This is a genomic window from Aeromonas veronii bv. veronii (assembly GCF_000820225.1).
Taxonomy (GTDB): domain Bacteria; phylum Pseudomonadota; class Gammaproteobacteria; order Enterobacterales; family Aeromonadaceae; genus Aeromonas; species Aeromonas veronii.
The window spans coordinates 54,852-69,241 of sequence record NZ_CDDK01000043.1 but is presented as its reverse complement, the minus strand read 5'-3'; the positions used below and the strand labels follow the sequence as shown (position 1 = coordinate 69,241).

Below are 14,390 nucleotides of genomic sequence, written 5' to 3'. Positions count from 1 at the left end.
GGCCTCTTGCTCAAAGCAGGGTAGAGAGATACCAGCGGGTGATGGTATCGCCCCATAGCAGCGCAATCCAGCCGGCGATGGCGAGGTAGGGGCCGAAGGGGATGGGCTTGCCCTGATGATGTTTTTGCAAGGCGATCAGGCTGATGCCGATCACGGCGCCGACCAGAGATGAGAGGAGCAGAATTATGGGCAGCGCCTGCCAACCGAGCCAGGCGCCCAGCGCCGCCAGCAGCTTGAAGTCGCCATAGCCCATCCCCTCCTTACTAGTGAGCAGCTTGAAAGCCCAGTAGAGGCTCCAGAGCACCAGATAGCCCGCCATGGCGCCGATCACGGCATCTGCCAGCGGTACGAAGCCACTTGCCAGGTTGAACAGCAGCCCGCCCCACAGCAGTGGCAGGGTGAGCTGGTCGGGCAGCAACATCTTGTCGAGATCGATAAAGGTGAGGGCCACCAATACCCAGGTCAGCAGCAGGGCGGCAAGGGCACCCCAACCCGGTGAGATCACCATGGCAACGGCCACCGAGAGCAGGGCGGTCAGCAGCTCTACCAGCGGATAGCGGGCCGAGATGGGGGCCTGACAGTCGCGGCAACGCCCTTTGAGCCAGAGCCAGCTCAACAGCGGGATGTTCTCAAGCGCAGTGATGGCGTGGCCACAGTGAGGGCATGCGGAGCGCGGCACCATCAGGTTGTAGCGCTCTGGCGCAGTGGCCTCCTCATCGGGGGAAAAGTAGCCGCGATACTCGGCCTGCCACTCCCGCTCCAGCATGATGGGCAAGCGGTGGATGACCACGTTAAGGAAGCTGCCGATCATCAGGGAGAAGAGAAAAACCAGCGAGAAGTAGAGCCAGGGCAAGCTGTGAGCCAGCTCGAGAAGAAGTGTCATAACCAACCGTCAGTTATTGAAATGGGGGGAGGGCATGGTTGTGGTGCCATGCCCTGATGAATCAGCCTACCACGTCGCCAAGCTTGAAGATGGGCAGGTACATGGCAATAACCATGCCGCCGACCAGTACCCCTAGCACCACCATGATGAGGGGTTCCAGCAGGCTGGTGAGGCCATCGACCAAGTCATCCACCTCCTGTTCGAAGATGGTGGCGACCTTGGAGAGCATATCATCGATGGCGCCGGACTCCTCACCGATCATCACCATCTGGATCACCATGTCGGGGAAGAGATCGACGGTGCGCATTGCCACGTTGATCTGCATACCGGCCACCACCTCGTTGCGAATGGCCATGACCGCGGTGCGATAGACATAGTTACCCGAGGCCCCAGCCGCCGAAATCAGCGCATCCACCAGCGGAATACCGGCGGAGAAGGTGGTCGACAGGGTGCGAGCAAAGCGAGCCATCGCCGCCTTGTGCAGGATCATCCCGACCACCGGAATGGTGAGGACGAACTTGTCGGTATTGTCTTTCACCTTCTGGGAGGCCCGCCAGGCTCGCACGTAAAGGAAGATGCCAAGGGCCGTGCCACCAAAGAAGACATACCACCAGTTCTGCATAAAGCGGGAGATGCCGATAACAAACTGGGTGAACACCGGTAGCTCGGCGCCGAAGCTCTTGAAGATATCCTCGAACTGCGGAATGACGAACAGCAGCAGGATGGAGGTCACCACGATAGCGACCAGAATGACCATGGTGGGGTAGAACATCGCCTTCTTGATCTTCGACTTGAGCGCTTCCGACTTTTCCCGGTAAGTGGCGATACGGTCGTAGATGGTTTCCAGCGCCCCGGATTGCTCACCGGCTTCCACCAGATCGCAGTAGAGATCGTCAAAGTAGAGGGGATGGCGACGCAGCGCTTCCGACATGGGGGTGCCAGTCTCCACATCGGCGGCAATCTGCCCCATCAGCTCGCGCATCGAGGCTTTCTCGTGACTGCGGGCGATGATCTGCAGGCTCTGCACCAGCGGTACACCGGCGGAGAGCATGGTGGTGATCTGGCGTGAGACGATGGCGATATCCATCGGCTTGATCTTGGCGCCGCCCTTGGAGAAGAGCCCCTGGGATTTCTTGGCTACCTTGGTGACGTTGACTCCCTGCTTGCGCAGTTCTGTCTTGACGGTGTTGATGCTGTCGGCCTGCAGCTCGCCGGAGACCTTCTGCCCCTTGCGATTAACCCCGTGCCAGCGGAAGGCGAAGACTTTCTTGGGGGCATTGTTCTTTTTCGTTAGGGTTGCCATCTTTGCATCCTGCAATGGGGTTGGTTGTCAGAGCCTGGCTCTGCGCGTCACCAACCTGGTCAAGGTGCCCGACTGGCTTGATGCCTGCGGGGTACTGATAGGGTGGGTGGTGCCTTCTTGGCGCCAGCCCGGTCACTTTAATACCTGATTATTCTGTCGCTCGGGTTGTCATCCATAGCGAGTTTGTGGGTGAATGATGCTTTGTGCCAACCAAACCGGCGGGTCGTTCCGCCACATGGATCAGTTGGTGGTGACCCGATTGACCTCGGCCAGACTGGTGACCCCGAGCCGGGCCTTCTCCAGCCCCGAGGTACGCAGGGTACGCATCCCCTCTTTCTGCGCGATAGCGGCGATTTGCAGGGAGTTGGCGCCCTGCATGATCAATTTGGCGATATTCTCCGACATCAACATGATTTCGTAGATGCCGACCCGTCCCTTGTAGCCGCCGGAACACTCCTTGCAACCGACCGGTTTGAACAGTCGCAGCCCGGCTGCCAGCTGCTGCGGCGTAAAGCCCAGCTCCAGCAGTTCGGCTTCCGGTACCACTTCCGGCGCCTTGCAGTGGTCGCACAGTTTACGGGCCAACCGCTGGGCCATGATCAGGGTCACCGAGGAGGCGATGTTGAAGGCCGGAACCCCCATGTTCATCATCCGGGTCAGGGTCTCAGCGGCGGAGTTGGTATGCAGGGTGGAGAGCACCAGGTGGCCGGTCTGGGCCGCCTTGATGGCGATCTCGGCGGTTTCGAGATCGCGAATTTCCCCCACCATCACCACATCCGGGTCTTGCCGCAAGAAGGAGCGCAGGGCGCTGGCGAAGGTGAGCCCCGCCTTGGGGTTGACCTGCACCTGGTTGACGCCGGGCAGGTTGATCTCCACCGGATCTTCGGCGGTAGAGATATTTACCTCGGTGGTGTTGAGAATATTGAGGCCGGTATAGAGCGAGACCGTTTTGCCCGAGCCGGTGGGGCCGGTCACCAGGATCATCCCCTGTGGCTTGGAGAGGGCGCGCAGGTACTGCGCCTTCTGCCGGTCATCAAAGCCGAGTTGCTCGATATTGAGGCGTGCCGCCGAGGAGTCGAGCAGACGGATAACGATCTTCTCCCCCCACATGGTGGGCAGGGTATTGACCCGCATATCCATCGACTTATTGCGCGACAACTTCAACTTGATGCGGCCATCCTGCGGCAACCGCCGCTCGGCAATATCGAGTCGCGCCATCACCTTGAGGCGAGCGGAGAAGCGGTTGGAGAGGTTGACCGGCGGAGTGGCAATTTCATGCAGAATGCCATCGATGCGAAAGCGAACCCGATACTTGAACTCATAGGGCTCGAAGTGCAGGTCTGAGGCTCCGCGCTTGATGGCATCCATCAGGATCTTGTTGATGTACTTGACGATGGGGGCATCGTCATCGGCGGTATTGACGCTTTCGTCCAGCCGGCTGTTTTCGTCGGAGACTTCGAGATCCGAAATTTCGGATTCGTCGATATCCTCCATGCCGAGGGCGTCGTTTTCACTCTCCAGCAGCTTGCCGATGGCGGCGGTGAGCTTGTTCTCCTCTACCAGCAGCGCTTCGGTATGAAGGCCGAAGCTGAAGCCAAAGTCCTCCAATGCCGAGACATTGGTCGGATCCGACATGGCAATATAGAGGGTGTGGCCCTGGGTGTAGATGGGCAGGACGTGGTGTTTCTCAATCAGCTTCTGATTGAGGTATTTCTGCGGGATCTCGGCCAAATCAAAGGCGGCAAGATCCAGCAGAGGTACCCCATACTCCAGCTCGCAAAAATCGGCGAGCGCCTTGCTGTCGAGGATGTCGTTCTCTATCAGAAATGTCACAAAGGGTTTGCGCTGGGCCTTGGCCTGGCTCAGATAGCGCTGGGAGTCCTCTTCACTGATCAGTGAAGAGGCGGCCAGGCTTAACGCCAGGCCGCTATTGGGGCTAGAGGTCATGCCTTAGCATTTGCCATCAGTCTTACATGAACCGGAGACTGTCCACCTAACTTGCTGACCAGCTGCTGTAAGAGCATTAGATATGAGAACATAGGTTGAGTTGCCAACATCAGAGCCACCACTACCAGTAATAGTTATGGTGTTTGTACCACTTGCAACGGAAACGCCAGATAAGACATTTGAGGTTGTAAAAGCTCCAGATGTTGCATTAGTTCCTGCAGTGACACAATCAGCAAGTGTTAGTGTACTGGCCCCTTGAACGCAAACTTCAACGGCAGTTTTTGCTGGACCTGTGGCTGCGATTACTTCAGTAAACTTTGCTCTCTGTGTGTAGCTTTGATAAGCAGGCAGTGCTACCGCCGCCAGAATCGCGACGATCGCGACCACGATCATCAGTTCAATAAGGGTAAAACCCGATTGTTTCTTCATTTGAAATATCCTTTTATCCTTGGTTCCTGGGAAGTGTCGGTAGAAAACCATCCGAACGTCAGTATCTTATCCGAGCTGTCAGGGGTGGCAACAGAGATTGCTTCCTTTGTTAACCACTTTCATGTCATTTACCAAAAACTTGATGCGAGTCATAAAATAAGTGGCTTCTTATGACTCTTTGTTACGGGTGAAAGCGGGTCCGTCATTACACTCCTTTGCTGAGGGATCCTGCATAAAGAAAAGGCGCCCATGGCGCCTTTTGCAAGTTGTTTATCCGGTTAGCTCGAGTATTTGCTCAGGCCTGCGGGGTGAATCTCACTGCTGGATAAAGCGCATGGAGAGATCGAGCGCCCGCACATGCTTGGTCAGCGCCCCGACCGAGATAAAATCGACGCCGGTGGCGGCAAACTCGGCCAGAGTATCGAGGGTGACATTGCCGGAGACTTCGAGCTTGGCGCGGCCCTGATTGATGGCGACCGCTTCCCGCATCATGGTCACGTCGAAGTTGTCCAGCATCACGATATCGGCCTTTGCCGCCAGCGCCTGTTCCAGCTCTGCCAGTGATTCCACTTCTACTTCCACCGGTTTGCCCGGATTGAGATGACGAGCCTCATTAATCGCCTCGGCAATGCCGCCACAGGCGAGGATATGGTTCTCTTTGATGAGATAGGCGTCGTAGAGGCCGATGCGGTGATTCTTGCCGCCGCCGCAGGTGACAGCGTATTTCTGTGCAGTGCGCAGCCCGGGGATGGTCTTGCGGGTGTCGAGCAGACGGCAGTCGGTGCCCTCCAGCTCTGCCACATAGCGGGCGGTGAGGGTAGCGACGCCGGATAGGGTCTGGACAAAGTTCAGCGCATTGCGCTCGCCGGTCAGCAGCAGGCGGGCAGGGCCATGGAGGCGAAACAGCTCCTGATTGGGGGAGAGCACTTCGCCATCCTGCACCAGCCATTCCACCTTCACTTCGCCACCGAGCTGGGCCTTCAGTTGCAGGAAGACTTCATCCACCCAAGGCTGGCCGCAGAACACTCCGGCCTCGCGGGTGATGACCCGGGCGCTGGCCATCCGATCGGCCGGGATCAGCTGGGCGGTGATATCGGCGCTGGCGTCCGGTTGGTCCAGCGTGGTGAGGGCATCGCCCAGATCTTCGAGTAGTGCGGCGCGCACGGCGCGGCTGACATCCTGTTGAAACATGCCTTATTCCTGCAAGGGTCTGAGCAGCAGTTGCCGCTCCTTTTGAACCAGCTCCAGCCGACCGAGGGCGTTCATGCCAACCAGCACTTCGTCACCGTCTGCCGCCGGATTGATAAAGATGGCCAGATCGTACAAGGTCAATGGCCCCATCGCCAGCGTTTCGATGGTGCCGTTGCCAACCCGGATCTGCCCTGCGGCGGTATTGACCTGGCTGCTGCCATAAGCGGTCAGGCCGAGCCGCTCGGCAACCTGCTGCGGGATGGTGATCCGGGTGGCGCCGGTATCGAGCAACAGTTGCACCGGCTGGCCGTTGATGGCACCCTCCAGACGATAGTGGCCGCTCTGGTCGGCCCGCAGCAACAGCTCGCCGCTGGCGGTGACGCTCGGTTGGTTGCGGGAGTGAAAATAGAGGGTCAGCAGGCCCATCAAAGAGAGCCAGGTCAGTAACCACATCCAGCGTGCCGTGTGCTGCATACCCTATCCATATCGAGCGGAAGATGACTCAGCCTAACATACCATTTCCCGTTGATTCAGTGAGTTGGTGGCGGGTTGCCTATCAGGTCTCTTCGTTTTCTCGCCATTTATCAGCCAACTCGAGTAGCCGATGATTCAACTCGCTTCGCAACCTTGTTTCTCTATCGATGCCGCTGGCTGGTGCCAGCAGGCGCGCCGAGTGCCTTCTCCCCATCACAACGAACGGGCCTCGCCGGATGATATCTCCCTGCTGGTGGTACATGGCATCAGTCTGCCGCCGGGGGAGTTTGGTGGCCCCTTTATCGACGATCTCTTTATGGGGCGACTCGACCCGGAGGCTCACCCCTATTTTGCCGGTATCCATCAGCTGCGGGTTTCGGCTCATTGCCTGATCCGCCGTGATGGCGAGTTGGTGCAGTATGTACCGTTTGGCGCTCGCGCCTGGCATGCAGGTGTCTCGAGCTGGCAGGGGAGGGAGGCATGTAATGACTTCTCCATTGGCATCGAGCTGGAAGGGACTGACGAAACCCCCTATACCGAGGCTCAGTACCGGGCGCTGGCGGGGCTCACCCGAGCCATCTCAGAGCGCTATCCGGCGATTACCCACGAAAAAATTGTCGGCCATTGCGATATCGCACCAGGGCGCAAGACGGATCCCGGAGCCAGTTTTCAGTGGGATTACTACCGGCAATTACTAAACAGCTAAAGTAAATATTCAAATTTAGTTTGGATTTTAAAATCAATGGCTTGCCTATCTGGCAGGCCATTTTTGTCTATGGTTGCGCAAATGTTATTTGTGAGCGCGGTCAAGAATATTGGTCAGACCATTTTCTATGAGCTAAATCATGTTTCCCCTGCTTTACCTCTTAAGTGGTGGGGCTGATTCTTGACTCAGATCATCTTTTGAGTGGACTTTTCAAAAGGCCTCTGCTAATTTTCGCCCCATCCATAAAATTGGTAATACCAATTTAACAAAGTAGCCTCATGCCCTATCGCAAGATTACGCAACCCAAGTTGGCCGACTCCATTGTCGCCGAGCTGGAACAGATGATTCTGGAAGGCAGCCTGCAGCCGGGGCAGAAATTGCCTCCCGAGCGGGAACTCGCCATCCAGTTTCAGGTATCGCGCCCCTCCTTGCGCGAAGCCATCCAGCGACTGGAAGCGCGCGGATTGCTTTATCGCCGTCAGGGCGGCGGCACTTATGTGCAGAATGCCCTGAGCAAGGGGATCGCGGATCCTCTGTTCGAACTGCTCAGTACCCACCCGGAAGCCCAGTATGACCTGCTGGAGTTTCGCCACGCGCTGGAGGGCATCTGTGCCTACTACGCGGCCTTGCGGGGAACCGGGTCTGATTTCGAGCGTATTCGTCAGGTGCAAACCACCATCGAAGAGGCGGGCCAGCTGGGCTCGCTGGTGGCCGAATCGGCAGCCGTCACCCAGTTCTATCTGGCGGTGGCCGAGGCGTCCCACAACGTGGTGCTGCTGCACCTGCTGAGGGCCATGAGCCCGATGCTCGAACAGAACATTCTGCAGAATAACGAGATTTTGAATCGCCGCCCGGGAGTGGTAGCCAAGATACGTCGCCATCGCGCGAATCTGATCGAGGCTATTCTTTCGGGGGCTCCGGAGCGGGCCAGAACAGCTTGTCATGAGCATCTGGCCTTTATCGAGGACACCTTGTTGGATATGCAGAGGGAAGACAGCCGGATCCAGCGATCCATGCGTCGGATCCGTCAGCAGGAAAACTAATCCCACAAGGCTTTATTGTCGAATGCTTGCGCCCTTCGCCGTGCAATGCCGTGCAATCACAACAACATAGGAACCAGCCATGTCTGATATCCTGAAGAACGATGTGGACCCGATAGAAACGCTGGAGTGGCTTGCCTCTCTGGAATCCCTGCTGCGTGAAGAGGGTCCGCAACGCGCTCAGTTCATCCTTGAACAGTTGGCCGAGAAAGCCCGCGTAAGCGGTGTGGACGTGGCTGCCAAGGCAAATCGCGATTACATCAACACCATCCCGTCCAGCGACGAGCCGGATTACCCGGGTGACCTGGAGATGGAACGCCGCATTCGTGCCATCATCCGCTGGAACGCCATGATGATCGTGCTGCGCGCGTCCAAGAAAGACCTGGACCTGGGTGGTCACATGTCTTCCTTCGCTTCTTCTGCGACCATCTATGATGTCTGCTTCAACCACTTCTTCCGTGCTCGCAACGAGAAGGATGGTGGCGATCTGGTTTACTTCCAGGGTCACATCTCCCCGGGCATCTATGCTCGTGCCTTTGCTGAAGGTCGTCTGACCGAAGAGCAGCTGGACAACTTCCGTCAGGAAGTGGACGGCAAGGGTATCCCTTCCTATCCGCACCCGAAACTGATGCCGGACTTCTGGCAGTTCCCGACCGTATCCATGGGTCTGGGCCCCATCGCCGCCATCTATCAGGCTCGCTTCCTGAAGTACCTGACCGACCGTGGCATCAAGGATTGCTCCGAGCAGACCGTTTACGCCTTCCTGGGGGACGGCGAGATGGACGAGCCGGAAGCCAAGGGTGCCCTGACCGTTGCCGTGCGTGAAAAGCTCGACAACCTGGTGTTTGTGGTTAACTGCAACCTGCAGCGTCTGGATGGTCCGGTTGTCGGTAACGGCAAGGTCATCAACGAGCTGGAAGGCCTGTTCGCTGGCGCCGGTTGGGATGTCACCAAGGTTATCTGGGGTCGCAAGTGGGATGAGCTGCTGAAGAAAGACACTTCCGGCAAGCTGATCCAGCTGATGAACGAGACTGTGGACGGTGACTACCAGACCATGAAGTCCCGCGACGGTGGCTACATCCGCGAGCACTTCTTCAACCGTTATCCGGAAACTGCCGCGCTGGTCAAAGACATGACCGACGAGGAGATCTTCGCCCTGAACCGCGGTGGTCACGATCCTCGCAAACTGTTCGCCGCGTTCAACAAGGCGACCCAGACCAAGGGCAAGCCGACCGTTATTCTGGCCAAGACCATCAAGGGTTACGGCATGGGTGAAGCGGCCGAAGGCAAGAACATCGCTCACCAGGTCAAGAAGATGGAGCTGGACTCCGTGCGTCACCTGCGTGACCGCTTCAACCTGCCGGTGGCCGACGAGCAGCTGGCCGATCTGCCTTACCTGAAGATCGAAGCCGGTTCTGCCGAGCACAAATACCTGCACGACCGTCGCACAGCACTGAAAGGCTATGTGCCGACCCGTCTGCGCGAAAGCACCACCAAGCTGGAAATCCCGGCGCTGGATGCCTTCGGTCCGCTGCTGGGCGAGCAGGCGCGCGAAATCTCCACCACCATGGCGTTCGTGCGTTCCCTGAACGTGATGCTGAAAGACAAGTCCATCGGCAAGCGCATCGTGCCGATCCTGGCTGACGAAGCCCGTACCTTTGGTATGGAAGGTCTGTTCCGCCAGATCGGTATCTACAGCCCGCACGGTCAGCAATACACCCCGCAAGACCGCGACATCGTCTCCTACTACAAGGAAGACAAGCAGGGTCAGGTTCTGCAAGACGGTATCAACGAGCTGGGCGCCATGTCCTCCTGGCTGGCTGCTGCGACCTCTTACAGCACCAACGATTGCCCGATGATCCCGTTCTACATCTACTACTCCATGTTCGGCTTCCAGCGGATCGGCGACATGGCGTGGGCAGCCGGTGACCAGCAAGCCCGTGGCTTCCTGCTGGGTGCGACCTCCGGTCGTACTACCCTGAACGGCGAAGGTCTGCAGCACGAAGATGGTCACAGCCACATCCTGGCGAACACCATCCCGAACTGCATCTCCTACGACCCGTCCTACGCCTATGAAGTGGCGGTGATCGTACAGGACGGCCTGCGCCGCATGTACGGTGAGAACCCGGAGAACGTGTTCTACTACATCACCACCCTGAACGAGAACTATGCCATGCCGGCCATGCCGGAAGGCGCCGAGGAAGGCATCCGCAAGGGTATCTACAAGCTGGAATCCGTAGCCGGTGCCAAGGCGAAAGTTCAGCTGCTGGGTTGTGGTTCTATCCTGGGTCACGTGCGCAAGGCTGCCCAGATCCTGGCCAGCGAGTACGGCATCGGTTCCGATGTGTTCAGCGTCACCTCCTTCAACGAGCTGGCTCGTGACGGTCAGGACGCGGATCGCTGGAACATGCTGCACCCGACTGCCGAAGCTCGCGTACCGTACATCGCTCAGGTACTGGGTTCCGAAGCCACCATCGCTGCGACCGACTACATGAAGTCCTTCGCCGATCAGGTTCGCGCCTTCGTTCCGACCGAGAACTACCGCGTGCTGGGTACCGACGGTTACGGCCGTTCCGACAGCCGTGCCAACCTGCGTCGTCACTTCGAAGTGAACGAGTTCTACGTGGTGGTTGCTGCTCTGACCGAACTGGCCAAGCGCGGCGAGGTAGACAAGCAGGTTGTGGCCGACGCCATCGCCAAGTACGGCATCGATGCCGACAAGGTCAACCCGCTGTACGCGTAAGTGGATCAAGGGGCGCGCCGTCATACGGCGCGACCCTGCCAGGATTTAAAACGGTTAACGCGAGATGTGCGTGGCGGCATCAGCCAGCCACGCGGATCGACGCAAGAGGATAAAGCACAATGTCCAAACAGATTATGGTGCCGGATATCGGCGCCGATGAAGTTGAAGTCACCGAGATCATGGTGGCCGTGGGTGACAAGGTCGAGCTGGACCAGTCCATCATCGCGGTAGAAGGCGACAAGGCCTCCATGGAAGTACCGGCCCCGTCCGCCGGTATCGTCAAAGAGATCCTGATCAAGGTGGGCGACAAGGTTGCCACCGGTTCCCAGATCATGATCTTCGAAGCCGAAGGCGCTGCCGCCCCTGCTGAAGTGGCTGCACCGGTTGCTGCTGCTCCGGCCGCCGCACCTGCCGCTGCCGTGCGCAAAGATGTGCACGTGCCGGACATCGGTGACGACGAAGTGGACGTGACTGAAATCATGGTTGCCGTGGGCGACATGGTTGAAGCTGACCAGTCCATCATTGCCGTGGAAGGTGACAAGGCCTCCATGGAAGTACCGGCTCCGTTCGCAGGCCGCGTAGTCGAGATCAAGGTTGCCGCTGGCGCCAAGGTCTCTACCGGTTCTCTGGTGATGGTCTTTGAAGTGGCTGGCGCTGCGCCTGCTGCCGTTGCTGCTCCGGCTCAAGCTGCCGCGCCCGTGGCTGCTGCCCCGGTTGCCGCTGCTGCCAAAGAGGTCAACGTACCGGATATCGGTGGCGACGAAGTGGAAGTCACCGAGATCATGGTTGCGGTGGGTGACAAGGTTGAAGCCGATCAGTCCCTGATCGCCGTGGAAGGTGACAAGGCCTCCATGGAAGTGCCTGCGCCGTTCGCCGGTGTGGTCAAAGAGATCAAGGTGAAGGCGGGTGACAAGGTCTCCACCGGTTCCCTGATCATGGTATTCGAAGTGGCTGGCGCTGCTCCTGCTGCCGCGCCGGTTGCTCAAGCTGCCGCTCCGGTCGCTGCAGCCCCTGTTGCCGCTGCTCCGGCTCCGGTTGCCCAGGCTACTGCCGCTGCGACCGATTTCGTTGCCAACGACGCTTACGTGCACGCCTCTCCGGCAGTACGCCGTCTGGCGCGCGAGTTCGGCGTCAACCTGGCCAAGGTGAAAGCCTCCGGTCGCAAGGGCCGCATCGTCAAAGAAGACGTGCAAGCCTACGTGAAGGATGCCATCAAGCGTGCCGAGTCCGCTCCTGCCTCTGCCGGCGTAGCCGGTGGCAACGGTCTGGGCGTACTGCCGTGGCCGAAAGTAGACTTCAGCAAGTTCGGTGATGTGGAAGAGGTCGAGCTGACCCGCATCCAGAAGATCTCCGGTCCGAACCTGCACCGCAACTGGGTCATGATCCCTCATGTCACCCAGTTCGACGAAGCCGATACCACCGAGCTGGAAGCATTCCGCAAAGAGCAGAATGCGATGCTCGAGAAGCAGAAGGCCGACGTGAAGATCACCCCGCTGGTGTTCATCCTGAAAGCCGCCGCCAAGGCGCTGGAAGCTCACCCGCGCTTCTGCAGCTCCCTGTCCGAAGATGGCAGCAAGCTGATCATGAAGAAGTACATCCACATCGGTGTGGCGGTTGATACCCCCAACGGTCTGGTTGTGCCCGTGGTGCGCGATGTTAACAAGAAGGGCATCATGGAGCTGTCTCGCGATCTGGCCGAGATCTCCAAGAAGGCCCGTGCCGGCAAGCTGACCGCTGCCGATATGCAGGGCGGTTGCTTCACCATCTCCAGCCTGGGTGGCATCGGCGGTACCAGCTTTACCCCGATCGTCAACGCGCCGGAAGTGGCCATCCTCGGTGTCTCCAAGTCCGAGATGAAGCCGAAGTGGAACGGCAAAGAGTTTGCGCCGCGCCTGATGCTGCCGCTGGCTCTGAGCTATGACCACCGTGTGATCGATGGTGCCGATGGGGCTCGCTTCATCACCACCATGAACGGCGTGCTGTCCGACATTCGTCGACTGGTCCTGTAAGTGAGAGGGCGGGCCCAGAGCCTGCCCTTTTTACTTCTCATTTCATTAACATGATCGTAAACTTGCCCCGTTTTTTTCACGGCTGCAGCCACCCGTTTCGGTATAAGACTGCGCTGTCCGGGGATATAAGAACGACAAAGAGGTCATGATGAGTAAAGAAATCAAAACCCAGGTCGTAGTACTGGGTGCTGGCCCTGCCGGTTATTCCGCTGCTTTCCGTGCAGCCGATCTGGGTCTGGATACTATTATCGTCGAGCGTTACTCCACCCTGGGTGGCGTCTGCCTGAACGTGGGCTGCATCCCCTCCAAGGCGCTGCTGCACGTTGCTAAAGTGATTGAAGAAGCCAAGGCACTGGCCGAGCACGGCATCGTCTTCGGTGCACCGCAGACCGACATCGACAAGATTCGTCTGTGGAAAGAGAAGGTTATCAACCAGCTGACCGGCGGTTTGGCTGGCATGGCCAAGATGCGTAAAGTTCAGGTTGTTAACGGCTTGGGTAAATTTACCGGCCCGAACACGCTCGAAGTGACCGGGGAAGACGGCAAGACTACCGTGACCTTCGACAACGCCATCATCGCGGCCGGTTCCCGTCCGGTGAAGCTGCCGTTCATCCCCCACGATGACCCGCGCGTATGGGACTCTACCGATGCGCTGGAGCTGAAAACCGTTCCCGGCAAACTGCTGGTTATCGGTGGCGGCATCATCGGTCTGGAGATGGGTACCGTTTACTCCTCTCTGGGTTCCGAGATCGACGTGGTGGAATTTGCCGACCAGCTGGTTCCGGCTGCCGACAAAGACATCGTCAAGATCTACACCAAGCGCGTCGCCAAGAAATTCAACGTCATGCTGGAGACCAAGGTCACCGCAGTTGAAGCTCGCGAAGACGGCCTGTACGTCTCCTATGAAGGCAAGCACGCTCCGGCCGAACCGGTTCGTTACGACAACGTGCTGGTTGCCGTAGGTCGTGTGCCGAACGGCAAGATGCTGGATGCCGAGAAGGCAGGCGTTGCGGTGACCGAGCGCGGTTTCATCGAGGTGGACAAGCAGCTGCGTACCAACGTGGCGCACATCCACGCCATCGGTGACATCGTTGGCCAACCGATGCTGGCACACAAAGGTGTTCACGAAGGTCACGTTGCCGCCGAAGTTATCGCCGGCAAGAAGCACTACTTCGACCCGAAAGTGATCCCGTCCATCGCCTACACCGAGCCAGAGATGGCATGGGTTGGTCTGACCGAGAAGGAAGCCAAGCAACAAGGCCTGAACTTCGAAGTCGCCACCTTCCCGTGGGCTGCTTCCGGCCGCGCCATCGCGTCCGACTGCTCCGACGGCATGACCAAGCTGATCTTCGACAAGGAGAGCGGCCGCGTCATCGGTGGTGCCATCGTCGGTACCAACGGTGGTGAACTGCTGGGTGAAATCGGTCTGGCCATCGAGATGGGTGCTGACGCCGAAGATATCGCGCTGACCATCCACGCTCACCCGACTCTGCACGAGTCCGTGGGTCTGGCTGCCGAAGTGTTCGAAGGCTCCATCACCGATCTGCCGAACGCCAAGGCCAAGAAGAAAAAGTAATTTTCTTCTCCGCTTGTCTAAAAAGCCGCTCGAATGAGCGGCTTTTTGTTTTCTCCTTGCTGCCCCGACTTCGACAAAGCCCCATATGC

11 protein-coding genes are annotated in these 14,390 nt (G+C 58.4%); 5 read left to right on the top strand and 6 right to left on the bottom strand.

What is annotated here, in order from left to right:
- Positions 1-10: 10 nt before the first annotated feature.
- The 6 genes from BN1139_RS18530 to BN1139_RS18505 form a co-directional block, all read right to left on the bottom strand.
- Positions 11-883: a prepilin peptidase gene (locus tag BN1139_RS18530; protein ID WP_013723412.1), complete on the bottom strand. Its 873-nt coding sequence runs from the start codon at positions 881-883 to the stop codon at positions 11-13.
- Between the two features lie 61 nt (positions 884-944).
- Positions 945-2,186: a type II secretion system F family protein gene (locus BN1139_RS18525; RefSeq protein ID WP_005336136.1), complete on the bottom strand. Its 1,242-nt coding sequence runs from the start codon at positions 2,184-2,186 to the stop codon at positions 945-947.
- Positions 2,187-2,426: 240 nt separating this feature from the next.
- On the bottom strand, positions 2,427-4,133 hold the full coding sequence (gene tapB, locus BN1139_RS18520; protein ID WP_013723413.1) for a PilB family type IVa pilus assembly ATPase TapB: 1,707 nt from the start codon (positions 4,131-4,133) through the stop codon (positions 2,427-2,429).
- A gap of 3 nt (positions 4,134-4,136) precedes the next feature.
- A complete protein-coding gene (locus BN1139_RS21170) occupies positions 4,137-4,562 on the bottom strand; it encodes a pilin (protein ID WP_041915402.1) in 426 nt (141 codons plus the stop codon).
- 315 nt (positions 4,563-4,877) lie between these two features.
- Complete coding sequence (gene nadC, locus BN1139_RS18510; RefSeq protein ID WP_013723414.1) at positions 4,878-5,753, bottom strand: carboxylating nicotinate-nucleotide diphosphorylase; 876 nt, start codon at positions 5,751-5,753, stop codon at positions 4,878-4,880.
- Between the two features lie 3 nt (positions 5,754-5,756).
- The gene (locus BN1139_RS18505; RefSeq protein ID WP_005355088.1) at positions 5,757-6,227 is read right to left on the bottom strand and encodes a retropepsin-like aspartic protease family protein; all 471 of its coding nucleotides are present in this window, start codon (positions 6,225-6,227) and stop codon (positions 5,757-5,759) included.
- 130 nt (positions 6,228-6,357) lie between these two features.
- Here BN1139_RS18505 and ampD point away from each other — a divergent pair, with 130 nt between their 5' ends.
- From ampD to lpdA, 5 genes are all read left to right on the top strand, one after another.
- Positions 6,358-6,933: a 1,6-anhydro-N-acetylmuramyl-L-alanine amidase AmpD gene (ampD, locus tag BN1139_RS18500; protein WP_005355087.1), complete on the top strand. Its 576-nt coding sequence runs from the start codon at positions 6,358-6,360 to the stop codon at positions 6,931-6,933.
- Between the two features lie 278 nt (positions 6,934-7,211).
- A complete protein-coding gene (pdhR, locus tag BN1139_RS18495; protein ID WP_005336127.1) occupies positions 7,212-7,976 on the top strand; it encodes a pyruvate dehydrogenase complex transcriptional repressor PdhR in 765 nt (254 codons plus the stop codon).
- A gap of 79 nt (positions 7,977-8,055) precedes the next feature.
- Positions 8,056-10,716, top strand: a complete 2,661-nt coding sequence (gene aceE, locus BN1139_RS18490) for a pyruvate dehydrogenase (acetyl-transferring), homodimeric type (protein ID WP_005355086.1) — start codon at positions 8,056-8,058, stop codon at positions 10,714-10,716.
- A gap of 119 nt (positions 10,717-10,835) precedes the next feature.
- Complete coding sequence (gene aceF, locus BN1139_RS18485; protein WP_005355085.1) at positions 10,836-12,725, top strand: pyruvate dehydrogenase complex dihydrolipoyllysine-residue acetyltransferase; 1,890 nt, start codon at positions 10,836-10,838, stop codon at positions 12,723-12,725.
- Between the two features lie 148 nt (positions 12,726-12,873).
- Entirely contained in the window at positions 12,874-14,301 is a 1,428-nt protein-coding gene (lpdA, locus tag BN1139_RS18480) for a dihydrolipoyl dehydrogenase (RefSeq protein WP_005355084.1), read from the top strand.
- Positions 14,302-14,390 lie beyond the last annotated feature (89 nt).